General features: G+C 47.3%; 21 protein-coding genes. 11 read left to right on the forward strand and 10 right to left on the reverse strand.

Features of this window, described 5'->3' with window-relative positions:
- Positions 1 to 38: 38 nt before the first annotated feature.
- Positions 39 to 929, reverse strand: a complete 891-nt coding sequence (locus G9U52_RS17215; protein WP_166151719.1) for a helix-turn-helix domain-containing protein — start codon at positions 927 to 929, stop codon at positions 39 to 41.
- A gap of 134 nt (positions 930 to 1,063) precedes the next feature.
- On the opposite strand from G9U52_RS17215, the gene G9U52_RS17220 reads away from it, so the two are divergent.
- On the forward strand, positions 1,064 to 3,769 hold the full coding sequence (locus G9U52_RS17220) for a family 78 glycoside hydrolase catalytic domain (RefSeq protein WP_311764881.1): 2,706 nt from the start codon (positions 1,064 to 1,066) through the stop codon (positions 3,767 to 3,769).
- Positions 3,770 to 3,883: 114 nt separating this feature from the next.
- Here the strand turns inward: G9U52_RS17220 and G9U52_RS17225 are convergent, their stop codons facing one another.
- On the reverse strand, positions 3,884 to 5,023 hold the full coding sequence (locus tag G9U52_RS17225; protein ID WP_166151721.1) for an acyltransferase: 1,140 nt from the start codon (positions 5,021 to 5,023) through the stop codon (positions 3,884 to 3,886).
- Positions 5,024 to 5,253: 230 nt separating this feature from the next.
- On the opposite strand from G9U52_RS17225, the gene G9U52_RS17230 reads away from it, so the two are divergent.
- The 4 genes from G9U52_RS17230 (at position 5,254) to G9U52_RS17245 (ending at position 8,454) form a co-directional block, all read left to right on the forward strand.
- Entirely contained in the window at positions 5,254 to 6,024 is a 771-nt protein-coding gene (locus G9U52_RS17230; RefSeq protein ID WP_166151723.1) for a DeoR/GlpR family DNA-binding transcription regulator, read from the forward strand.
- A 5-nt stretch (positions 6,025 to 6,029) separates the two neighbouring features.
- Entirely contained in the window at positions 6,030 to 6,848 is an 819-nt protein-coding gene (locus tag G9U52_RS17235) for an HAD family hydrolase (protein ID WP_166151725.1), read from the forward strand.
- Positions 6,845 to 8,035 (forward strand): MFS transporter, encoded by a 1,191-nt coding sequence (locus tag G9U52_RS17240; RefSeq protein ID WP_166151727.1) that lies wholly within the window; start codon positions 6,845 to 6,847, stop codon positions 8,033 to 8,035. The genes G9U52_RS17235 and G9U52_RS17240 overlap by 4 nt, the downstream gene beginning before the upstream one ends.
- Positions 8,036 to 8,151: 116 nt before the next feature.
- Positions 8,152 to 8,454, forward strand: a complete 303-nt coding sequence (locus G9U52_RS17245) for a hypothetical protein (protein WP_311764882.1) — start codon at positions 8,152 to 8,154, stop codon at positions 8,452 to 8,454.
- Between the two features lie 193 nt (positions 8,455 to 8,647).
- On the opposite strand, the gene G9U52_RS17250 is transcribed toward G9U52_RS17245, so the two are convergent.
- The 3 genes from G9U52_RS17250 to G9U52_RS17260 all read right to left on the reverse strand — a co-directional run bounded on the left by G9U52_RS17250 (position 8,648) and on the right by G9U52_RS17260 (position 12,637).
- Positions 8,648 to 8,863 carry a hypothetical protein gene (locus tag G9U52_RS17250; protein ID WP_166151875.1) on the reverse strand — a complete coding sequence of 72 codons (216 nt, stop codon included), beginning with the start codon at positions 8,861 to 8,863 and terminating at the stop codon, positions 8,648 to 8,650.
- Between the two features lie 205 nt (positions 8,864 to 9,068).
- Entirely contained in the window at positions 9,069 to 11,036 is a 1,968-nt protein-coding gene (locus tag G9U52_RS17255; RefSeq protein WP_166151731.1) for a GAF domain-containing protein, read from the reverse strand.
- 17 nt (positions 11,037 to 11,053) lie between these two features.
- Positions 11,054 to 12,637: a flagellar assembly protein A gene (locus G9U52_RS17260; protein WP_166151733.1), complete on the reverse strand. Its 1,584-nt coding sequence runs from the start codon at positions 12,635 to 12,637 to the stop codon at positions 11,054 to 11,056.
- A gap of 226 nt (positions 12,638 to 12,863) precedes the next feature.
- On the opposite strand from G9U52_RS17260, the gene G9U52_RS17265 reads away from it, so the two are divergent.
- From G9U52_RS17265 to G9U52_RS17285, 5 genes are all read left to right on the forward strand, one after another.
- Positions 12,864 to 14,231 carry a YheC/YheD family endospore coat-associated protein gene (locus tag G9U52_RS17265; RefSeq protein ID WP_166151735.1) on the forward strand — a complete coding sequence of 456 codons (1,368 nt, stop codon included), beginning with the start codon at positions 12,864 to 12,866 and terminating at the stop codon, positions 14,229 to 14,231.
- A gap of 60 nt (positions 14,232 to 14,291) precedes the next feature.
- Entirely contained in the window at positions 14,292 to 15,620 is a 1,329-nt protein-coding gene (locus G9U52_RS17270) for a YheC/YheD family endospore coat-associated protein (RefSeq protein ID WP_243767386.1), read from the forward strand.
- Positions 15,621 to 15,703: 83 nt separating this feature from the next.
- The gene (locus G9U52_RS17275) at positions 15,704 to 17,071 is read left to right on the forward strand and encodes a YheC/YheD family endospore coat-associated protein (RefSeq protein WP_166151737.1); all 1,368 of its coding nucleotides are present in this window, start codon (positions 15,704 to 15,706) and stop codon (positions 17,069 to 17,071) included.
- Positions 17,072 to 18,253 (forward strand): YheC/YheD family endospore coat-associated protein, encoded by a 1,182-nt coding sequence (locus tag G9U52_RS17280; RefSeq protein WP_166151739.1) that lies wholly within the window; start codon positions 17,072 to 17,074, stop codon positions 18,251 to 18,253. It abuts the gene before it with no gap.
- Positions 18,254 to 18,266: 13 nt separating this feature from the next.
- Positions 18,267 to 19,376 (forward strand): YheC/YheD family endospore coat-associated protein, encoded by a 1,110-nt coding sequence (locus tag G9U52_RS17285; protein WP_243767406.1) that lies wholly within the window; start codon positions 18,267 to 18,269, stop codon positions 19,374 to 19,376.
- 73 nt (positions 19,377 to 19,449) lie between these two features.
- Here the strand turns inward: G9U52_RS17285 and G9U52_RS17290 are convergent, their stop codons facing one another.
- Entirely contained in the window at positions 19,450 to 20,094 is a 645-nt protein-coding gene (locus G9U52_RS17290) for an HAD family hydrolase (protein ID WP_166151881.1), read from the reverse strand.
- A gap of 243 nt (positions 20,095 to 20,337) precedes the next feature.
- On the opposite strand from G9U52_RS17290, the gene G9U52_RS17295 reads away from it, so the two are divergent.
- Entirely contained in the window at positions 20,338 to 20,772 is a 435-nt protein-coding gene (locus G9U52_RS17295) for a DUF6526 family protein (RefSeq protein WP_166151741.1), read from the forward strand.
- 134 nt (positions 20,773 to 20,906) lie between these two features.
- Here the strand turns inward: G9U52_RS17295 and G9U52_RS17300 are convergent, their stop codons facing one another.
- The 4 genes from G9U52_RS17300 to ytvI form a co-directional block, all read right to left on the reverse strand.
- Positions 20,907 to 21,476, reverse strand: coding sequence for a manganese catalase family protein (locus G9U52_RS17300; protein ID WP_166151743.1), 570 nt, complete (start codon positions 21,474 to 21,476; stop codon positions 20,907 to 20,909).
- A 27-nt stretch (positions 21,477 to 21,503) separates the two neighbouring features.
- Positions 21,504 to 21,767 carry a spore coat protein CotJB gene (locus G9U52_RS17305; protein ID WP_166151745.1) on the reverse strand — a complete coding sequence of 88 codons (264 nt, stop codon included), beginning with the start codon at positions 21,765 to 21,767 and terminating at the stop codon, positions 21,504 to 21,506.
- 24 nt (positions 21,768 to 21,791) lie between these two features.
- Complete coding sequence (locus tag G9U52_RS17310) at positions 21,792 to 22,001, reverse strand: spore coat associated protein CotJA (RefSeq protein WP_166151747.1); 210 nt, start codon at positions 21,999 to 22,001, stop codon at positions 21,792 to 21,794.
- Between the two features lie 244 nt (positions 22,002 to 22,245).
- Complete coding sequence (gene ytvI, locus G9U52_RS17315; protein WP_166151749.1) at positions 22,246 to 23,292, reverse strand: sporulation integral membrane protein YtvI; 1,047 nt, start codon at positions 23,290 to 23,292, stop codon at positions 22,246 to 22,248.
- Positions 23,293 to 23,354: the final 62 nt, after the last annotated feature.

Raw genomic sequence — 23,354 nt, forward strand, 5'->3', positions numbered from 1 at the left:
TGCTTCGTCACCACCTAGGCTTTTGAGGCTTCTGCAACTCACTCAGGCTTCGCCCGCGACTGCATTCGAAACTGTCGCGGAGACAAACCGGTCTTGCGCTTAAACAGCGCGTGAAAATATTTCATATCCTTATAGCCGATTTGCTCGGCGACCAGGCTGATTTTATGATCGGTCTTCTTCAGCAGCTCGCAGCATTTTTGCATCCGCAAGGATTGTATATATTCCATGTAGGTTTGGCCGGTTGCTTTTTTGATCAGCCGATGAAATTGCCTCGTGCCTAGATTGAGCGCTGCCGCGATATCCGTCAATGAAGGCGGATCGGCGAGCTGCTGCTCCATATCGGCTAACACGAGATCCAAGCGGTTTATTACCGCTCCCGTCTCCATCTCCACCCACCCTCTGGATGAGCGGACCAGGCACACAAGCAGCTGCAACGCATAGGAAAATAGCATAATTCGGCGCGCCGCTTTTTTATCGGAAAATTCCAAATGCAGCTGGTTCATTAACACGCCCACTTCCCCAAACTGTTCCCGGTGCACGAACCAGCTTTTTTCGTTTTGCAAAGCGCGCAATGCTTCAACATCATCGGCTGCCCATAGGTCGGAAATGCTCGTCGCAATCCGCTCAAAAAATTGCGGGTGGAAGATGCAATTGTACACGATCAACCGATCATTCGTTGAAATATCCGCCGGCCTGAATACATGGGAGGTGCCGACCGGAATGAAAAACAGGTCACCCTTTTGCACAGCAACCACACGGTCGCCTATATAATGAAATCCTTTGCCTTCACTTATATAAGTGACCTCCACAAAATCATGCGAATGCTCCACCAGCTCGAAGGATTCCGTAGCTCGGTTTACATACAGGGGGAAATCAGGTCCAAAAAAAGAGTGGCCGGTCATCGACCCAATTGTTCTGCGAATGGCCATAAAAGCTTCACCTCAGCTTCATTTTTCAATTACAGGCATAATGTCAGTATACACCTATAAAAAGGTCAAATCTAACCCATTCTTTTATCGCCCAGCCGTACTAAAATAAAGACAAATCTAATCCTATAAAAGAGGTGTTTCCCATTCAAGATTTAATAGTAGCCCAATTAACCTGCGAATACCGCGTCAACCCAGTAGGCATCGATGTAGCTAAGCCAAGGCTGAGCTGGAAGCTTACATCCTCATCACCCACACCACGCCGCGGTGTTAAACAAACCGCTTATCAAATCCAAGTTGCAGCAAGCGGCGATTTTTCTGACAGCTTGATTTGGGATAGTGGAAAGGTTGCCTCCGACCAGTCCGTCTTGGTTTCATATGAAGGTCCAGCCCTTGAAGCCCGTACCCGTTATGTATATCGCGTCCAAGTATGGAATGACCAAGGCAAAGCGAGCGGCTGGAGTGAAACCGCTTACTGGGAAACCGGGCTATTGACTACCGCCGAATGGAAAGCTTCCTGGATTACCACAGCACAGCTCCGCAATCCAGAGGTAGAAGAGCCTGCGGACTTGTTCCGTAAAGCTTTTGAAATTAACGGGCAGGTTACAAAAGCTACTGTCTATGCTACTGCGCTTGGACTTTATGAGCTAACGCTTAATGGCAGCCGTGTTGGTGAGGACTTGTTCAGCCCGGGCTGGACCAGCTATACGAAGCGCCTGCAATACCAAACCTATGATGTGACAACACACCTGCAAAACGGCGGCAATGCTCTTGGCATGATGGTAGCCGATGGCTGGTACAAAGGAAACATGGGCTGGAAGGACCGACGTAATTTATTCGGAAGTGAACGTGCGGCGTTATTGCAGCTGCATATCACTTTTGAGGACGGCAGCGAGCAGGTTGTTATAAGCGATGATAGCTGGACAACATCAGAGGGAGCGATCCAGCTGTCCGAAATTTATCACGGCGAAACCTATGACGCCAGGCTGGAGAAGCAAGGCTGGGATACGTTTAGCTACAGCGCCACAGCTACAGATTGGATAGCTGCTGCAATTTACGACCACCCCAAGGAGCAGTTGATCGCCCAAGAAAATGAGCCAGCGCGAATTGTTGAGCAGCTCAAGCCGATTGCGATTTTCCAGACACCCTCTGGTGAAACCGTGCTCGATATGGGTCAAAATATGGTCGGCTGGATCCGTTTCTCGGTTACAGGTGAAGCTGGGCAAACCATCACGCTGCAGCATGCCGAGGTGCTGGATAAAGAGGGCAACTTCTATATCGGCAATTTAAGAAAAGCCAAGCAAACCAATGTTTATATATGTAAAGGCGAAGGCGAAGAAAGCTATGCGCCAAGATTCACCTTCCAGGGCTTTCGTTATGTAAAGGTAGTCGGCTATCCTGGCGACGTACTGCCTGAGCATTTCACAGGCTGCGTAATCACTACGGATTTGGCAACGACCGGACAATTTGAATGCTCGAATCCGCTTGTTAACCAATTGCAGCGCAACATCGTCTGGGGACAGATTGGCAATTTCCTTGATGTACCAACGGACTGCCCGCAGCGTGATGAGCGGCTTGGTTGGACGGGCGATGCCCAAGCGTTTATCCGCACATCCGCTTTTAACCGGAATGTGGCACCCTTTTTCACCAAATGGGTTCGCGATCTAAAGGCAGACCAGGCACCTGACGGTGCGGTTCCCTTCGTCATTCCCGATGTATTGCCAGATGACCTCCATTCCTCATCGGCTTGGGGCGATGCTGCTGTGATTTGCCCATGGACCATCTACCTTTGCTATGGCGACAAGCGCCTGTTGGAAGAGCAATATGACAGCATGAAGGGCTGGGTGGAGTACCAACGTAATCAGGGAGACAACCCTTACTTGTGGAATACCGGATTCCATTTTGGCGACTGGCTTGGCTTGGATGCCAAGGAGGGCAGCTATAAGGGATCGACTCCGGAGGATTTGATCGCGACTGCTTTTTATGCTTATTCCTCCAAGCTGCTAGCCCAAGCTGCCGAGGTATTGGGAAAAGCCGACGACGCAGCCTCGTATCGAAGCTTGTTTACCAAGGTTAAGGAGCACTTCCGCAATGAGTTTATTACACCTTCCGGCAGGCTTTGCGCTTCTACGCAAACGGGCACCGTGCTTGCCTTAATGTTCGAGCTTGTTGAAGGCGAGCAAAAAGCCCGAGTCATCCAAACGCTAGTTAAGCTTGTTGAAGACCAGGAATACCATCTGACTACCGGCTTTGTAGGCACCCCTTACTTATGTCATGTTTTGTCCGAAAATGGGCACCATGATGTGGCTTTAAAGCTGGCGCTGCAAGAAAGTTTCCCTTCTTGGCTCTACCCGGTGACGCAAGGCGCAACCACGATTTGGGAGCATTGGGATGGGGTGAAAGCAGATGGCTCATTCTGGAGCGATGATATGAACTCCTTTAACCATTATGCATACGGAGCGATTGGCGATTGGCTTTACCAAGTAGTTGCAGGTATCGATACGGACCATCAAGAGGCTGGATATAAGCTGATCAAGCTCCGCCCCAGAATAGGCGAAGGCTTCGAATACGCCAAGGCTACGCTGGATTCGATGTACGGCGAGATCTATTCTGGATGGGAGCTAAACGATAGCCATAGCGGACAATGGACAGCCAACCTATCCATCCCGGCCAATACAACAGCGGAATTGTTCCTGCCTAATGCAAAGCTGGAGTCCTTATTAGAAGGCGGCCTGCCGATCTTCGAGGCTGAGGGCATCTATGCGCGTAAGCAAACCTTTAATGGAGTTACCCTTACTTTGGGCTCCGGCAGCTACCAATTTACAACGAGTGCTGCCAAGTAGTCTCTGGATAGCCGCTATTATCGAGCCCGTCCTCAAGGACAGGCAAAAGCACCTCTGCCCCTATTGAAGTGGGTAGAGGTGCTTTTTGGGGAGCGTGCTCAGCATGTTTTATAATTAAGCTGTTCCTCGTTGGGGCTGGATCGTGCGGCGAGGAGGCTTCAGCTTCCTTACAATCATCCCATAAAGGGAAACAAGCAGCCAAGGCAAAAACAAGCTTACTAAAAAGGCACCCATCGTATATAAATGGTAGTCCATCATGCTTCCTGTATCATGAGGAACGTTTTGGCGCCAATAGCTTAACAACGCCGGATGCATCAGATAAATGCCGAAGGAGGCGGCGCCCAACGAGATCAATGCCTGGGCAAGCTTGGCTGCATGCTTCAACAGCTTGCGTCCCAGCCATATAAAGCTCAGCGCGGCAAACATCGGATATAGATTGAAAATAACCGCGTACCAAAGGTTCACGAATATGATCCCTTGTGACTGCTCCAATAAAAAGAGGCTCATAAAGCTGGCGCCAAGCAGCACAGTAACAGGCAGTATCCAAGCTATATGCTTCTGGATAAAGGCGATACAAGCATCGTAATGCATACCGATAAAACCACCCAGTGTAAATAAGCTAAAGTAAGTCACACACAAGGATGCGGAATGGTCAAAGGGCTCGACCCAACGCTCATAACTATATGCAGCCACTTGCACAGCAATACCAAACACGAACAAGCCATTCCTAAAACCTTTCCAAGCCCTGCATATCCAGATCAAGAGCGGGAATACCAGGTAAAACTGGACAATAATCACCATAAAATATAGGTGGTAGGAGGCGTCAGCCCAAGGAAGCATATCGAGAAATTCCTGCCAATCCCAATGAAGATTTTCACGGTCATACATCCACTGGTTATATACATAATAAAATAGCGACCAGAGCAAATAGGGAAACAGGATTTGTTTAACTCTTTTGAGATAAAAGTTAACCGCCTGCTTGCCGCTCCAATCATCGATATAACGGTAGAACAGCACCAATCCGCTCATTAAAATAAATAAAGGAACGGCAAAGTTGCCTAGCTTATTCAGCCCAAGATAAAAAGCCTGTGAGATGGAGCCTATAGGTATTTCAACTGTAGCTTCTGATGTACCATGAATGACGAGCACAGCGAGGATGGCAATTCCTCTTACAATATCCAGCTCTAAAAGCTTGGGTTTTTTTGTTGCCGTTTTTGCGGCTGCCAAATTTTTTGCCGTATTTTCTACTGCCAAAATATACGCCTTCCCCCCGTCCCGATTCTTGATCGGATCATTGTCTATGTAGAGTAGCAGCTACTATTGTAACATAATAGGAAGAATACAAACTGTAACTTTTTTGTAAAAACTTAAATAAGTGCACATTTACTTATAAATACTTATATTTACCTTGCGTTATGACGGCCAATTTCTTATAATCGATAGGAAGCTAAGTAACTAAGCCGTTTATCAAAGGAGGCTTCCATTTGTATCAAGAAGAGCGGTTGATCAGTATGCTGCAATTTTTGCAAGCCAACCACCGAATTAGCATCGAAAATATTTGTGAGCTATTTGATGTTTCCAGAGATACCGCAAGGAGGGATATCATCAAGCTGGAGGAGCAGGGCCAAATTCTGCGGACTCGCGGCGGCGCGATCCTTCCTACTTTATCCAAGTCTGTTGCCACCTATATGGCAAGGCTTCATGATGAAACGACTACAGATTCCAAAAAAGTAATCGGTCGCCTAGCGGCTACACTACTGCATGATGGCGATTATTTGCTGCTGGATGCCTCAACGACCGTGCAATTGGCCGCTGAGCAAATACGCACCCATGACCATGTTGTCGTGACCAATTCGATCGATATTGCCGGGATTCTTAATCAAAAGCAAGGAATTTCGATCCACCTTCTCGGAGGCATCCTGCATGCCGAGCATCGCTTTATATATGGAGCAAAGACGATTGAGATGCTGGGCGACTACCACGTCCACAAGCTGCTGATGGGTACGTGCGCGATTACTGAGGATGGGATTACGAATCCTTTTGAAGAAGAAGGGTATGTGACCAAGGAAATGATCCGGTGTGCCGACCAAGTCATCCTGCTGGCGGACCATACCAAATTTGGCATCAAGCACTTCCACCGGATAGCCGGTCTTGAATGTATCGACATTCTGATTACCGATCGTGAACCGGACGACGCCATGAAAGAAATATTACTCAAGCATGAAATCAACCTACTGGTTGCCAAAGGAGATTAAACATTATGATCAAATTAATTGTCAGCGATTTGGACGGAACCCTTCTGCAGAAGGGCCATATTGTAAAGCCTACTGACCAGGAAGCTTTGGCTAAAGCCAGTGCAGCCGGAATAATTGTCAGCATTGCTTCAGGACGGATGCACCCGGAGATTCTCCATATCGTCAAGGATTTACATATACAAGCCCATGCCATCTCACAAAATGGCGCATACGTACATAACTCTGCCCATGAGCTGATCCAGCAAGACGTATTCGAGACCGAGCTTATAAAGCAATTGGCAACGACGGCGGCTGAGCTTCCGTTCTACACCATCTTGTGTGCCCCCGACCACTATGTGATTACAGAAATGAATGAAGGCTATGCCGCTCTGGAGGCCAACCTGCTGGCTCCACTAAAAGTGATGCCCCATGCGGTTCAGGCTCTTGGAAGCGAGCTTATTTGCTCCAAGCTCTCGTATATCGGTCCTATTGAAGAGCTATTAAAGCTGCAACAGCAGTTGATCTCCACATACGGAGACAAGATCGACCCCTACATTTCGGATGTAAACTGCCTTGATGTCATGCCTCGCCATATCTCCAAAGGCCTTGCCTTACAGGCCTTGCAAGCTTACCTAGGTGTTAATCCGGAAGAAACGATCTGTATTGGCGATTCCTTCAACGATATCTCAATGTTTCATGTAACGCCCAATAGCTTTGCCATCCGCACCAGCCACCTGGATGTCCAAGCCGAGGCAGCACATGTCGTGGATAGTGTAGCCGAAGCCATAGCATGGGTGCTGCAAGCCAATACCGATGAAGCAGAAACGGGTGCAAAATTGTTATGAATAAACTCATTTGGGTTTGCTGCTGTTTCTACCTGCTGATCGGTATTAATTCGGTCGTCATTGCCGCCCTGCTGCCTGAGCTGCTTAATTATTATGGACGTAATTATGCCGATGGCGGCAATCTGTTATTTGCCCAGTTTTGCGGCTTGCTGCTGGGCGTCCTTAGCCAACCCTGGTTGTCCAAGAAGCTTGGGCGCACCAAGATGTTATCTTCAACCTTATGGCTTATATTTGCCGGGCTGCTGCTCATTGCAGTGCTACCGCCCTGGATCTTCGTCCTCTGCCTGATTCCCTTGGTTGGCTTCGGCTCCGGCATTATTGAATCGACAATCGGCGCTATGATTATCGATACCATTAAAGAACGGACAGCGGTCGCTTTAAGCCGCCTGGAGGTGTTCTATGGCGTGGGTGCCTTGATCATGCCCATCCTGATCAGCATTCTTATAGCTTCGGGCCAGTGGAAGCTTAGCTTTTATGCCACCTGCTTGTTGGCCTTGGGACTGGCATGGGCATGGGCGCGTTTTAGCCGGAACCATGCACAGCTGCTACAGCAAAAACCTATAATTGAAAGCCATGGTCTTCCCCACCAGTATCAACAAGGCTTGCTGCCACTGGCAATGATATCTATATGTATAGCCGTATTTTTCATCTATGTAGGCCTTGAAATGAGCCTTGTGAATTTCTTGCCTTCCATCCTAATCGAAACCATGCAGCTTGATGCGGCTTTTGCTGCACTTAGCGTCAGCTTTTATTGGAGTGCCATGATTGCCGGACGTATGGTTTGCGGGCTGCTGGCAGAGCGTTTTGGCTACAAGCGTTACATGCTTTGGTGCGCTACGGGCACGCTATTCGTGCTGGCCTCCTTCCTGTTTGTACAAACGGTCTGGCTCGCCTTTGCCGTTATTACATTAATAGGACTGTTAATGTCCGGATTGTTCGCAATTGCGCTTATTTTTGCCAATAGCTTGTTTCCGGGACGCACTGAACAAACCACGAGTAAAATGATCGCAGCAAGTGGTCTAGGGGGGGCATGTATGTCTTGGCTAACGGGCCGATTTATGGAGAACATCTCCGTCTTCTTTACGCTTAGCTTTCTGGTTGGGCTCTCACTGATATTGGTTGCGCTGCTTGTAGCTATGACACGAATGAAGCCTTCACAAATAGGATTATCTGCGATCATAAAATAAATAGTTGCAATTCTTATAATTCCCAGTATAATACTCGGTATAAGCATTTTACTTATCCCGAACGGAGTGTTGATCTTATGTCTGCCCCAACTTTAAATAAATTAGCCCAAGCGTGGGTGGATGATTATTTGGATCTCTACAACTACGCGAAACATATCAGTGACGAACAATGGCAACAGCAAATTATAGAGGTATTAGCGAACAAGGATTTGCTCCTTCAAGCTTACGCCCAAGAAATGCAACAAAAATTAAAGCAGGATTTATGGAAAATGTTCGATGCCATTAATCGTCATATGCTGGAAATATATGCCGAATTACGCAAAAGCCAGGATCAACAGCAAGTGGAATATTTAAGGAAACAGGTGTGGGATTTAAAATCACAGCGGGTAGATATTTCGCGAAAAATCAGAAGAGGATAGCCAAGTGGATAAATAAGTGGCATGCAGACGACCGCTCTGCCAGTGGGATGGATCGAAAGGTTAGCAGTTGACTGCCCAACCTGCGGAAATCAATAGCATGCAGCTTACTGCTCTGCTCATATTTTATTAAAAAATCATAGCATGCAGTTGACTACTCTGCTCATATTCATCGGGAAATGAATATGTATATGACTTACATTGAAGTTGCTTTCATTTCACGCATCGTCGTCATCATCATTGTCATCATTTCGTCGCATTCTTGCATTTTGGACATCATCATACTCATATCCATGTTTTCCATCATGTTCATTTCAGTCATTTTGTCCATCATGGATTTCATGGACTTCATCTTGCACATCATATCTTCCATACACATGCCCATCATCATTTCCATGCACATTTTATTCATATTCATCATTTCCATATTGGCTGCCTCCTCTCAAGCTAATCCATACTAATATTTCCAGTTACTTGGTACATTCGTTACCTTACTATAATCCATGTAAAAAATCAAGATTTGTTATGTTTTTTCAAATGTAAAACAAGCCTCCAACCCACTTTGTATGTGGCGTTGGAGGCTTGTTTTTGGGCTCAAATTTACTACCAGCTCTCGACTAATCCGTGTAGGAATAGGTAAGTACCGCCTCTAGGTCGTGCTGGTTGGGGACTTGCCGCCACTGTAGGTCGGCAATTGGCTCAGCGCTAATCATAAAGTGGTAGCCATCGAAGCTAAATAACATCTGCTCGCTACCCTGCCCGCTTTCTGTTGAATCGGCTTGTAAGGCAGCGGCAAATGGATGCTCCTTGTACACTTGGTAGCTAACAAAGAAATCAATCTGGTACAGCTCCCAGCCTTTGATATGCTCTTTCAGGGCCCGTATAAAAGCACGACGCTCATCAGGCTTATACTGCTCACGGACGGTGCTGGTAACACTCATCTGGTGAAGCACGGGAGATATGTTTTTGGCAACAGTATCCACCACCAGCACTTCCTCTTCCTGCAGCGAGGAGGCCGCCTCAAGAACGATCAGGAAGCCAAGCGGATAGGGGTTATAGGCGCGGACCAGGCGGCTGCCTAAAGTAAGCGGAGCAATAACGGCACCATTGCTGGCTCCCATCCATTGCAGCACTTCCTCTGAAAAAAAGCATGCTGCTCCGTCTTCCATATAATCGGATAAAGTCTCTCCCTCGATGCAAGCCTCTGCCCAGTCAGGCAACGGCAAGCTCAGGACCGTTCGCCCTTTAATATCTACAGCTTTTTCCACGGCAGGCGACAAGTCGCCTGTGAAGAGGTCTGTTGCCAAATCTATTGCCGGGTCCTCACTTACCTGCTCCTCAGCCGTTGCTTTTGGTTCCCAGCCTATCGCTTCCTTTACGATATAATCATCGCCCTCTCGAAGGCAAATCATGGCCTTACGAATACCAAAAGACTTCTGGAGTGTCTTCAAGGTGAAATAACACAGCTCATCAGGTGTTGTGCATTCATTTAAATTACGAATCAGCTTGTTGAGCGTAACCAACAATTTCAGCTTTATTTCTGCGCTTTCGCGCTGTCTGTTCGCCTCTTGAAACAGTATAGCATTGGAAATAGCGATAAACGTGGAGGTAGCCAGCGATTCAATCAGCTCAAATGTAGACTCATCGTAAACACGGTCGTTCACGGGCAAGCTGAGTGTGACTATCCCGATGATCCGTTCCTTCACGATCAGAATAATATATTCAGCTTCCAGCTCCAGCAGCTGCTCCGGATTTACGAACAACGCACGTATACGTTCTTGGTCTCTCACCCTATGCAGCACGACAGGTCCGTTATAAGCCAATCCATATAATTCAAAATCACCATAATAGTTTTTGTAGGAAGTCACATTCCGATAGCCTGTAATTTTAAGCCTGCCCGTAATCGGGTCAACAACCCCAAAAGATGTGATTTGGCTGGAGGAAACCTCGCTGAATACATCGGTCGCAATTTCATGCAGGCGATACAGGTGAACTTCGGAGAGCAAGGCCTTGGTGCTATGGTTAATGGCAAATAAATTAAATATTTTCTGATCCAGCATATGGTTGGATTGCTGTAATTCGTCAAAATGCTTGCTGTTCTCCAAGGAATTGTTAATAAGTCGCATTAGCGTATCCGACATGACCACATCTTCGGCTGTGAACCTCCCCATGATCTTGCCGTTAGACACGATAAAGCCGTGCAAGCTGTCGTCGATCATTAAAGGGATGACCCATTTCATATCAAAATGCGCTACATCCTTGGGATCAAAGAAAGCCGCAAAGTCGCTATTAACCGTCCGCCCGTGGAAGGTTACGAGCCGCCGTAGCTGTCCCGTATAAGGAATAAAATATTCCTTGTCGGAATACAACCGTTTTTGCTTCATAACGAAACGTTCGCCATCTCTAATAAAAAGCGCTGACGCATTTAATGTCAAAATTTCATTAATAAATTCGAATGAAAATTCGGAAAGCTGCTCTATGTGAAAGCGTTGCGTGAAAAACTCAATAGCTAGTAGCAGCCCTTCAAAACGATAAGATGTGTGGTTAGAATCTCCTGAATCAATATGCATATTTGAAGATGTCATCTGGAGAACCCCCCTAATCACTCATAAAAGAGCTTATTTTCACTAACATAAAAGCTGCCTGTTGTAATGAATTCAATATGCTTTTCCATCTCTTTTATTTGAATAATCGTGCGAGGGAATGCTTTACGGATGATCGCGATCTCACCATCACCTTTGGCACTTAAATACGACATCAGTTTTTGCCTTGTTTCTTCTAGCTGGTGAATTTTATCCATGGATGACTCTTGCTTGGCCCAGTAATAAATAAAATCCTTCTTTGGGATGCCATCATTGGCTTTGGCGGGCTCTCCTTCTTCATCGAATATATCAACCTCTTTGCGAATCTTTTCAACCTCACTTAATAGATCCTGGTATTCCTTCAGAAGGTTTTCCAGCTCTTTTTTCACCTCGTTACGGTTAAAGCCCTCAATTTGTACTACCGTTGGCCGCTCCATCTCATTGCCGATATAAGCTGATACTACCTGCACTTGTGCCTGGACAAGCCCTCCAATAATTTTCCCCCTTATTTTATCCAGATACACATACTTCGCGTATAGCTTACTGCCCATCGCATACAAACCAATATTAATTTTCTCGCCCGCCCGAATGGTGCAATCATTGGCCAGCTTTACAAAAACATCTCGTTCTGCCGTAATCACAGCACGTTCTTTGCCAAATATACCGCCTTTGATATATATATCACCCGTCTCGGAAGTGATGCTCTCTACCGCACCAATACCCATCGTGCCCAGAATCGAAATATCCTGGGTAGCTTTGACCGAGTACCCATCGGTCACGGTCCCGGTAATCTGAATACTGCCATCATAATCAATATTACCCGTCTTTGGACCTACATCGCCATGAATCGTTAATACTTTTTGAACCGAAATATTACGTCCTAGCATCATGATCGCTCCCGTAATTTTGGCTCGTAGCTCGGTCTTACCCTCCATCACTACTTCTTCAACGGTTTCTTTATCGTAATATAGCGGCTTATCCCGCCCTGTCCTCGCTGGCACGATACTGCCTTTGAGCGTACGGCCTGGGATACCTTCGGTAGCAAAAACCTTTTCCCCCAGCCATGCGCCTACTTCAACCTCATCGATAAAATTCAACTCATAATAGTCGGCACTGCCATCCTGGTGAATGGTCGGCTTGCGCTCAGACAGTTCATAGTAGCGAATAATTGCATCCTCGCCATTAATGGGCGCTTTGCCCTGTGCGATGATTAGCTCCTGATTCGTATAGGGCCCATTAAGCGTATCATACAGAATACCCTCTGTTATCCCCTTTTGCTGGAGGGCTTTAAAAATCTCACTCGTAATTTCGCGATGCTTTGCCTTAAAATCTTCTTCACCAAGGTGCAGGCGCACAGTAACTCTCATGTGGTCGGGACTGAAATTAAGCTCGTATTCTGGCTTCAAGCGGCCTACTTCCACACGGTCTGAAAGGCTTTGCTGAATGGCATTGCGCAAATTCCCAAATTGGGTAATCTGGACACGAGGAATCGCTTGAAGCACCTTATTAAATTCTGTAAATGGGTACTCAGGTGCAAATACAGATATGTAAACCCGGTTCTCCACTGCGGTTAGAGTGAAGTATTCGTTTGAGAATATATTCATTAGGTCTACCTCCTCTAACATACCTATCTATACCTACTTAAAATTAGACAAATTTCGCATATTACCTTCCTCACATAGGTATTTTGTCTCAAATTTAACAAAATATTTTTATAATTAGTAAAAGGTTGTCTTTATAGTTTCTTTTCACCAAGGGGAAAACGCCCTCATATGATGGAGTAGTTCATTTGTTCAGCCCAAGAGTCGGCGCAAGGAAGGAGTTGCAAGAGTGAAAAGAACGAAGGTCAAGATCCAAATTCAGCCTGCCGGTACACTGATAGACGATCACACCATTATGCTTAGCGATGCCTTGGTGAAAAAATGGAAGATCCCAACGCAATCATCGCTACAGCTGCGCTTTGGCTCAGCCAAACATGAGGTGAAGGTCGTTCCCCTGCCCCAAGCCGGCGCCCTTCGGATCCATGACTCCATAGCCGCTAAATGGGGGCTTGCCCAAGGCATTCCGCTATGCCTTCACTATAAATCGTCCACTCGCACGATCCACATCGGTCCGCTAATCAGCGTTATGGTTAGCCGTGTCCATGCTGGAGCACCCGAGCGGCCATTTGGCAATGTAACTGCTTTTTGCCGTGAGATGGATGATGCTTGCCGCCTGTACGGCGCCGCCGTTTTTTTCGTGACGCCTGATGAGGTATCCGGTTCTGGTGATACAGTAAAAGGCTGGCATTATGCAGGCAGATGGATAAAACGGACATTTCCGTTGCCCCATATTATTTATAACCGGCTGACATCCCGCAGGTACGAAAATCGCGCCAATGTCCAGCACTTTATACGCCATGCCAAATCGCAGCAGCAAACCATTTTATTTAATGAGAAATATTTAAACAAGACTGAAGTATTCGATGCGCTTCGCAAGGAAAGCGGACTTCCTATCTATTTGCCCGATTCGCATTTGCTGCATAATCGACAGCTTTTGAAAATGATGTGCACGAAATATTCGACTGTTTTTTTAAAACCCATTACTGGGAGCCTTGGCAAAGGAATTATTCGTATTAAAAGACAGACGGATGGAAGTTATATGTGTCATTTTACCAATTTGAATGGTTCACGTAAACAAACATTTGGAAATTTACAACAACTCAGCAATTATCTATCCCCCAAAATTAAAAAGCAGCGCTACCAAATCCAGCAAGGGCTGACGCTTATTTCGGTAAGCAAGCGTCCTGTGGATTTCCGTGCTTTGGTGCAATTAAATGAAACCGGGCAATGGAGCGTTACTTCGATTGTGGCAAGGACGGCGGGGAACAATCATTTTGTCTCCAATCTGGCTAGAGGCGGCAGCCTGTCAACGGTACGGGAAGCACTTGCCAGATCGAATTCGAGCGCAACTGGGGGAGGGGCATTAAAGCTGAGGCGCGCCGCCTTGGCGATCGCTAAAGGGATTGAAACGCAAGTCCCGGGGCATTTTGCGGAATTAGGTATAGACCTGGCCATGGATACGCAAGGCAAAGTATGGCTGTTGGAGGTTAACTCCAAGCCTTCCAAGGATGACAATACACCATTGCCAGGGGCGCGAACCATACGCCCTTCCATAAAGAAGGTCGTGCAATATTCACGTTTTGCCGCAAAGTTTTAAAGAGCGAGCAGTGCAGCGAATGAAAAGCCTCTAACAGGCTAAGGAAGGGAGTTGAGGGCTTTGCTCAAACGAACCTTAGGTATTCTGGCGACAAGAGCAGTCGGCGAACCGCCGTTTGGCAGCCGCACTTTCTATCGACAGCTTTGCCTGGCAGGAAAGCGGGCAGGATTGGAGGTCTTCGTTTTTACACCCCAGGGCATCAATTGGCTGGATGCTACGGCTGAAGGCTATAGCTTTGACGAACGGAATGATCGGTGGATACGAGGCTTTTATCCTTTTCCCACTGCTGTATATGATCGATGCTTTTTTACGAATCGGATTCAGCTTGATGCCTACCGGATCGCTGTCCGCAGACTCCGGGAGGAATTTCACGTCCTTTTCCTGGGCTGTGGCCTAAAGGGCAAATGGACGGTTCAGCGTATGCTGGAGCAGGACGGCCGCTTTAGCGCCTACCTGCCACGGACTGTAGCCATGCGCAGCGTAGGCTCGATAGCAGGCTGGCTGCAGGCGCATAGCGAGGTGCTGCTGAAGCCGCAGGCCGGCTCGCAAGGGCGTGGCGTGCTGCTGGTGCAGCGCAGGGAGCCTGCGGGAGAGGCAGCCGGAGCGCAGACGCAAGGCTGGAGAGCAAGCGGGAGGCAACGTAAGGAGCGCACAGCGGTTGCCGACGGAGCGAAACCCAGCAAGCGACAGGCGGAGCCGGCTGGGGCGGCGATGCAGGGCAGCCGATGGCTCGCGGGGCAGAAGCCGGGAGCCAGCCCGCTGCGTGCCGCCACGCCGGCGGTGTTTAGCGTGCGCGGCCGCGACGCGCGCAATCGGCGCATTGCGCGCGACTTCGCCGACGAGGCGGCGCTATTGCTTTGGCTGCGCCGGTTCACGGCGCGTCGCCGCTATTTGCAGCAGCAATACCTGCTGCTGCAGACGCACACCGGCGACGCGTACGATGTGCGCGCGCTCGTGCAAAAGGACGGCAGCGGCCGCTGGGCGCTGACCGGCATGGCAGTCCGCCAGGGTCAGGATGGCAGCCTGACCTCGAATTTGCATGGCGGCGGCACCACACAGCCTGCTTGCGATTTTCTTGAGCAGCAGTTCGGCGCCGCCCAAGCCGCTTCAATAATCAGTGAGCTTGGGCGGCTCTCCGAGCTTATTCCAGAAGCTCTTGAAGCCCGCCATGGCCGCTTAGTGGAGCTAGGTATCGATTATGGCATCGATACCGCGGGGAAGCCCTGGATACTCGAAGTCAACTCCAAGCCCGGCCGCTCTATTTTTGCCCATATTGAGGATAACAAGATGCGAATACGTGCAATCACTAATCCAATCCGTTATGCCCGATACTTGCTCCAGCAAGCTAAGCTACCCTTATACCGCATCCCTACTGGCAGCTCTTTATAGATGGTTTACAGCGTATTTTACGTAGGATATAACGCCCAGTTTAAGCCCGGGCAGGGCATTTAGTTTAGGAGGAAACCCCAACCATGAGTTTGACAACTTGCACGATTCATGTGACACAGAGACAGGAAAAAGTCATCTACTTGACCAGTGAATTGGCGAGGTCTCTTAAGCTGGCGAAAACTAGGTCGGTCATTCTGCATGTAGGAGGAAAAAGTGTACCAACCAATGTAAAGCTGCTAAAAAAAGCAGGCCATCACCTGCATGTGCCTCTCTCTATCATGTCTCAGCTACGCATTCCCCAGCTCGGCTCCACCTTGATTGTATGCAACAATGGCAAGGATATCCGTTTAGGGCCGCTCATCGGCATTTTAACGAATGCTTCAGCCAGCGGAACGTCCCCATTCGGATCTCGTACCGGATTTATTCGCGAGTTTATGCAGGTAGGCTCTGAGAAATCGTTTTACTTTGGATTCTCGCCCCGTGATGTCAATTGGTCCCAAGAGACCGTGACCGGCACATTTCCGCGTAAAGAGGGCGGCTGGTTTCGCAAAACCGTACCCTTGCCAGATGTCGTGTATAACCGCTTGCCAAGCCGTAAAGCTGAAAAAACGGCTTCTATGAATGCATTTAAGCAACGATTTGTACGTAAAGGCATTCCTCTGTTCAACTGGGCTTTTTATGAGAAATGGGATGTTTACAACTTGCTTGAAGGAACCGATGCTTTCCGGCATGTACCTGAATCGCATATTAATCCTTCCTCCACCCAGATCAAGGAAATGCTCGACAAGCACAAGTTTATTTACCTGAAACCAACCGGCGGCAGCCTTGGCATCGGCATTTATCGGGTTACCTATAACCCCAAACGCGGCTATTATGTACGTTTTCGCCGGCCCGGCAAAAATGTGCTGCTGCGCTTCAGCCGATTTGATGCCTTGATGTCGATGCTTAATCGCAGTAGTGCGAAGCTTAACCATTACGTCGCCCAGCAGGGCATCCGCCTGATTGAAATTGATAATTGCCCGATCGACTTCCGGTTCCATTTAACTAAAAATATTAATAACCAATGGGTAGTAGCCGGCATCGGCGCCAAAAAAGCAGGTAAAGGCAGCGTAACTACCCATGTTCGCACAGGCGGGCAACTCATGACACCCGAGCAGGTGCTGCGCCAAATTTTCGGCTCACGGGCTGACTCGGTTTTGAATAGTGCCAAAGATGCAGCTATTAAGCTGGCTGAAGCTCTTGAACGCAATGACAAGCATATGCTGGGTGAGCTAGGGTTTGATCTCGGTATTGACCAAAGCGAGCGAATTTGGATGTTCGAAGCCAATTCCAAGCCTGGCCGCTCCATTTTCAAGCATCCCGCACTTAAAGGAGAAGGTAAGGCAGCACTCAAGCACGTCTATGACTACTGTCTGTACCTAAGCCGATTTCGCGCAAGGAGGGAATCTTGAGTGGAGCTACTCCTACACAAAAAACCGCGACGCCCTACCCTGGCCATTCTCACTCATTCCGATGACAAGAGACTTTTTAGGGGAAATCAAGAAAATTATATCGACTTGATCAGTGCTGGCGAGGAAAAAGGCGTCAATGTTTATGTAATGACGACCTCTGACTTCAAGCTCTCAGCCAAACAGGCTGTCGGTTACTCTTATAATCCCAAGCTGCGAAGCTGGAAAAAAGAGCTGCTGCCGCTCCCGCATGTTATTTATAACCGGATTCCGTTCCGCAAATTCGAGCAGCTTCCTGAGGTGCAGCCGATCCTGCAAAGCTGTAGCCGCCATAGAAAGATCCATTTTTTCAATCCTTCCTTCTTCAACAAATGGACACTGTTCGAGTGGTTGAACAAATCCAAGGAAACTGCGCCTTATATTCCTGCCACCCAAAAGCTGACGACCAGCGATGAATTGGAAAAATTGCTGCATAAGCATTCCAGTCTTTATTTGAAGCCGATACGCGGAAAAGCCGGCAAGGGCATTATGAAGGTCAGCCAGATTATCGAAAAAACATCGAAGGTGTCCAAATACCAATTAAGTGTCCAGGATAAAACAAGAAGCCATATTTCCCGATATTCAAGCGTCTCCCAGCTATGGAACCAAATTAATCAAATGATGGTGACCCAGGATTATATTATGCAGCAGGCCATCACGCTTTCCCTTTATCGCCACCGGCCTTTCGACCTTCGCGTGTTAGCCCAAAAAAACAGCAAAGGCCTTTGGAGTATCGCCGGGATTGGTGCAAGGCTTGCAGGAAAAATGAGCATTACAACCCATGTACCGCGTGGCGGCTCAATTGATGACCCTGCGAAGCTGCTGGCAGCCAGCTTTGGAGCGCTTGAAAGCAAGCGCATATTACGGCGTGCCAAAACAGCTTCATTGATGATAGCTAAACAAATTGAGAAAGCAAGCGGTAGCACTTTGGGGGAAATGTCACTTGATTTAGGGGTCGATACGTCGGGGCAAATCTGGTTTTTCGAAGCGAACTCCAAGCCTATGAAGTTTGATGAGCCCCCTATCCGCAAAAAATCTTTGGACAATTTAATCAACTATTGTATCTATTTATCCAAGCAGCCGATTAAAAAAGTAAGCACATCCTTCAAAAGGAAAATACAAGCAAAGGCCAAAAAAGCAAGATGAGCGGGTGATTATAATGACCTCCTACCGATTAGGAATTTTGGCGATGTACCTATCGGAGCGTAAGCTTGAAGAGCTCGCTTATTTCCGAAAGCTTAGCATAGCTGGGCGTAAGCTGGGGCTACAGGTGCTCGTCTTCACTCCCGATGATATCGATGGAAGCAAACGTAAAATTAAAGCGCTCGTGTACGATCCGCCCTCTGGCAAATGGCAACGCAAGATGGCGCTTATTCCCGATTTGATTTATGACCGATGCCGCTACCATGGCGTTCATAATTACCATAAAATTTCGCGGTTTCGCTCCCAATATAACAAGCTTCATTATATAAGCCACCCTTTGGCTAATAAATGGAATATGCACCAAGCTTTATCGGAAAATGCGGATATTGCTCCCCACCTCCCTGCAACCATTCGTTATAACAGCCAAAAAGATATGATCGGCTTGTTAAAGCAGCATCAGCGGATTTTTCTGAAGCCCCGTAATGGCACGGGGGGGCGCGGCATTGTTCGCCTGCAGCGAATATCAAATTCGTTATTCCTGATGCAGGGCCGGGATGAGCAAAGGCGTATCATCCCTCCACAACGGATTAGTGAAACGCAAATTTCCGCCAAATTAAGCACTTGGCGCCTACAGGGTCGCTATATTATCCAGCAAGGTATTCCTCTCACCTTAAAGGACGGGCGTGTCCACGATTTCCGCATGCTGATCCAGAAGGACGGCAAAGGTGATTGGCAGGTTACCGGCTGTGCCGGACGGATCGGTCCCAGGCATTCCGTCACCTCCAATCTCCATGGAGGCGGCACGGCGATAGCCATGGAGAAGCTGCTGCTGCAACGCTTCGGCAGCCCAGATAAGGTTGCATCCATTAAAGAGGAAGCTTATAAGCTTGGCATGGATGTCGCTCAATTTCTTGAGCAAAAATTCGGAAAGCAATGTGAGATCGGCATCGATCTGGCCATAGATCCCAAAGGCAAGGTCTGGCTGCTGGAGGTCAATCCTAAGCCTTCCCGTGAAGTGTTTTACCGGATTGGCGAACGCGTTACGTATCGCAGAGCTATAACCAGACCATTAGAATACGCGTTATGGTTATTGAAGAAAAGCCCTTCGGTTAGAGATGAAGAATGACTTAAAAAAACCAGGTCCATTACAGTGATATGTCACTGTAATGCCTGGTTTTTCACCTTTTAGCACTCTGCACTTATTTCTCTATTAACGCCAATATATCGGAGAACTGCGCTATACGCACATGTGCATCCTCCAGCTCGCCTTCCTTGCGGAAGCCTGCATAATCACAGCCGACGACGGTTAAACCATTCTCAATACCAGCTTCAACATCAGAAGATCGGTCTCCGACCATCCATGCCGATTTAACACCATATATATCTAGCAGCTTTTTGACTAACACTACCTTGGATCTTGTCTGAAATTCTCCAGCACTGTACAAGCCTTCAAAAATAGGGCTTAAGCCTTTAAATTCCATAACCCCTTTAACATAACCTTCAAGACCATTGCTTGCTATAAATAAACGGATACCTTGGGCATGCAACGCAGATAGTGTATCAGCAACACCTTCGTATAAGGAGCCTTCCCTATTGGCCAAGCCCTTCATTTGGTAATCCAGCAATAGCTCATCAGCACGTCTATGTACAGCCATATCCACATCAGGCATAACCCGCTGCCAAATATGTTCAAGCAGCATCCCCAAGCTTCCCAAGATTGCACTCTCAGGGGGCGTTTCACCGATATAGGTCCCCTCCGCCTTCATTTGGTCGAAAGTAGCATGGTAAGCTGGCAGCAGTAAGGTTTCTGTTTGAAATAATGTCCCGTCTAAGTCAAAAATCATAGCTTCAGGCTTCTGAAAAGTTGGCAGCAAGCTTATTCCCCTCCCAAGTTAAATCGTTCACGTTCTATACAAACATGATTTTCTTTATATGTCAAACTGAGATGCTGCCAGCGCTTTGCAGCTCTCCAAAATTTTAATAATGATAATGGATATAGACGAATAAGCTATAAGCTTTGCCTATATTGATTACTTGTATATGGAATGCCATAATTAAGATGACTTTATTCAGGAGGCTAAATCATAATGCAGCAGCAAAACTACCAGAACCACCGTAAAATGGATCCACTTTACCACTATCTGCTCTCCTTATTTTCCTTGCTGTTCCTGATTGGATCGCTTATTTATTTGGGAATATCCTTGGCGAAAGGAGAACGTGTTTTCGAGGCTTTACTCTTTTTGACCGGTGCCTTGTCAGTGATGATTGTTTTTCTTAAGCTTCGCATGTATGCTTTAAAAGCACAGGATCGAGGCATTGTCGCTGAGGAGCAGCTACGTTATTACATCTTGACGGGCAAACGGATCGACGCCAAGCTGACGTTAAAACAAATTATTGCTTTGCGTTTTGCCTCTGATGAGGAGCTTCCCTCCCTTGCGAGCAGAGCGGTTACAGAAGGCTTAAAACCAGACGATATCAAAAAAGCAATTTTACATTGGAAATCCGATAACAATCGCTTGTAAAGCCTATAATTCCCCAAAAGGAAAGGCATCACATGCAATAACTAGCTCTAGAGCTAGCTCCCAGCAGCTCGGCGCACTAAAAAAACTCGTTGTGGTTTTTAGCCACAACGAGTTTTTTTTCAGATCCAAGCGGACTAAAATATTTTTTTTAAATCCTGCTCCGATTTCAAAATTTCTACAGCCTCGCGGAACCGCAATGAGTGAACGACTTCCCGTTCACGCAAAAATTTCAAGCTATCCTGTAAATCCACATCATCTGTCAAATCAATTAACCATTGGTAAGTTGCTCTCGCTTTTTCCTCGGCCGCTATATCCTCATACAAGTCTGCAATTGGATCACCCTTCGCCTGAATATAGGCCGCTGTCCAAGGAACACCCGCTGCATTCGTATAAAACAGCGCACGATCATGGCTCACATAAATCTCATCAAGCCCCGCAGCCTTCAATTCGGCTACACTCGAATCCTTTGTAAGCTTATAAATCATCGTTGCAATCATTTCGAGATGCGCAAATTCTTCCGTCGAGATATCTGTTAGTAAGCCTATGATTTTACTAGGAATCGAGTACCGCTGGTTCATGTAACGCAATGCCGCGGCAAGCTCTCCATCAGCTCCGCCATATTGCTCTAGCAGCAGCTTTGCCATGCGCGGGTCACATTTACTGACCTTCACCGGATATTGCAGCTTTTTCTCATAAACCCACATGATCGAATAGCTCCTCTCCTACGCGTTTTAAACTTGCCAGGGCCACGGTGTATCTATCCATTGCCAGGGCTGGCGTGTAAAGCTTTGACCAAAGCTTTTGAGGGGACCAAACTCCAATTCAAAGCGTCCAGCGAGCTGCATCCTTTTTTGGGCGCATTGGTTGTATTGTTGAATTGCCTGACTGTCCAAGGGGTGCGTATCCAAATATAAGGTTAACTCCACCAATACAAAATCGACCTGCTGAAGCTCTTCAAGCATCGTATAGAACTGCTCAGGCATTATCTTATCCATAGCTTGCATGCCTCCTCTCTGTGCTTAACATTGGGGCTCATAGGAACTATAGAGCATCGGCCATAGGGTTCCATGCCTAAGCGCTTCCCGGGGAGAGAATTGAGGCAGATTCATCGGCTGGAACTGGATAAATAAGTTCGGTGGTAAAACATAGGTTTTAATCCGGATGGGGGGACATGGATCACAAGGGCCTATATATGGATGCCATGCCTTTACCTGATTTAGTGGATTCATGGGTACACCTCCTTTACCATTGTGGAAATCCTATCCATATGTATATAGGCTACCGGTTGTCCAATATGTTAGCTCAGCACAAAAAAACCTCTAGAGGCTGTAAGATCTACAGTCCAGAAGGTTTATTAATCGATTTCCATTTATGATATCAGAAATGCCAGTACCTCTTCGTATGATTCTCGTAACAACCAATTAAGCTTATCCTTTGAAAAGCCACTTCGTCCATATTTGTCGAAAAACATACTCAGGTTAGCTTAATATTAAGCTTCAAAAGCCCCACACGTCGAAGCGCCATATATACAACGATAATAACTGGACCAAGCACAAGCCCGACGACTCCTGCCAGCTTAAAGCCAACATACATGCTAACTAAAGTGGCTAGAGCGTTAATACCCACTGCGTTGCTAATAATTTGCGGCTCTACAAGCCTGCGGAATAACATAATGACAGCCAACAGGATGAGTAAGCCTACCCCCAATGAGAGGTTGCCCGCAAGCATGTTATATAACGCCCACGGGACAAGAACCACGCTTGTTCCTAGTACCGGAAGTACATCCAAGGCTACAATCAGCAAAGCAATAGCCAGCGGGTATTCAACTCTTAATAAAAGCAGCCCGATGAGCGTTACAAAATAGGCAAGGAAGCTGATCAGAATTTGAGCGAATAAAAAGCCGAAAACCGCCTTTCTTAGGTCAAGCAATACACGGCTTGCCTTGGACTGCGACTCTTTATCAAATAAGCCAATGAAGGATTCATAAAGCGCAGGCAGGCTTAGCGAAATCAAATAAAGCCCGATCACAAATACAGCAAATACAACAAACAAATTCGGAATGGTCTTCGCCGCATCCAATACATAAACGGATATAGCGGTAACAATCTCCCTCATATTGGCCGTTAGCGTCTGGACTCCAGCCTCTGTCCATTGTTGAAGCTGCTCCGCCCAGCCTGCGGGCAGGGTTTGATAAAAGATCCGCGTTTGCTCAAATGTGCGATCCAAAAGAGATTTACCCTCGTTCAAATAATCCGGGGCATTTTCCCAAAAATCGATTAATTCCGAAACCATTTTAAAGCCCAGCAAATAAAAGAACCCAAGCACCGCAGCCGTAAATAACGAGCAGGTTAAACTGGCCGCCCAAAACCTGCTCATTCGGGTGAGCCTCATCATCCATTGAATGGGTTGCTCCAGCAAGATAGCTACCAGCAGTGCAAGCATAAAAGGAAATCCTATCGTAAACAGGGCATAAAGCAGGAGTACGCCTAACACACCAAACAGGATAAGCCTTAATGACATGAAAAGGGTATCCCTCCTAAGAAATTTCGTGGAAAACTCAATTCTTAAGCCCTGCTACTCTG

Source organism: Paenibacillus agricola, assembly GCF_011440305.1.
Lineage (GTDB): Bacteria > Bacillota > Bacilli > Paenibacillales > NBRC-103111 > Paenibacillus_S > Paenibacillus_S agricola.

Excerpts from the sequence above, each read along its gene's own strand:
- G9U52_RS17215 (WP_166151719.1), bottom strand. The coding sequence starts at position 929 with ATGGCCATTCGCAGAACAATTGGGTCGATGACCGGCCACTCTTTTTTT.
- G9U52_RS17235 (WP_166151725.1), top strand. The coding sequence starts at position 6,030 with ATGATCAAATTAATTGTCAGCGATTTGGACGGAACCCTTCTGCAGAAG.
- G9U52_RS17240 (WP_166151727.1), top strand. The coding sequence starts at position 6,845 with ATGAATAAACTCATTTGGGTTTGCTGCTGTTTCTACCTGCTGATCGGT.
- G9U52_RS17250 (WP_166151875.1), bottom strand. The coding sequence starts at position 8,863 with ATGAATAAAATGTGCATGGAAATGATGATGGGCATGTGTATGGAAGAT.
- G9U52_RS17255 (WP_166151731.1), bottom strand. The coding sequence starts at position 11,036 with ATGACATCTTCAAATATGCATATTGATTCAGGAGATTCTAACCACACA.
- G9U52_RS17260 (WP_166151733.1), bottom strand. The coding sequence starts at position 12,637 with ATGAATATATTCTCAAACGAATACTTCACTCTAACCGCAGTGGAGAAC.
- G9U52_RS17275 (WP_166151737.1), top strand. The coding sequence starts at position 15,704 with ATGAGTTTGACAACTTGCACGATTCATGTGACACAGAGACAGGAAAAA.
- G9U52_RS17285 (WP_243767406.1), top strand. The coding sequence starts at position 18,267 with ATGACCTCCTACCGATTAGGAATTTTGGCGATGTACCTATCGGAGCGT.
- G9U52_RS17290 (WP_166151881.1), bottom strand. The coding sequence starts at position 20,094 with ATGATTTTTGACTTAGACGGGACATTATTTCAAACAGAAACCTTACTG.
- G9U52_RS17295 (WP_166151741.1), top strand. The coding sequence starts at position 20,338 with ATGCAGCAGCAAAACTACCAGAACCACCGTAAAATGGATCCACTTTAC.
- G9U52_RS17300 (WP_166151743.1), bottom strand. The coding sequence starts at position 21,476 with ATGTGGGTTTATGAGAAAAAGCTGCAATATCCGGTGAAGGTCAGTAAA.
- G9U52_RS17305 (WP_166151745.1), bottom strand. The coding sequence starts at position 21,767 with ATGGATAAGATAATGCCTGAGCAGTTCTATACGATGCTTGAAGAGCTT.
- G9U52_RS17310 (WP_166151747.1), bottom strand. The coding sequence starts at position 22,001 with ATGAATCCACTAAATCAGGTAAAGGCATGGCATCCATATATAGGCCCT.
- ytvI (WP_166151749.1), bottom strand. The coding sequence starts at position 23,292 with ATGTCATTAAGGCTTATCCTGTTTGGTGTGTTAGGCGTACTCCTGCTT.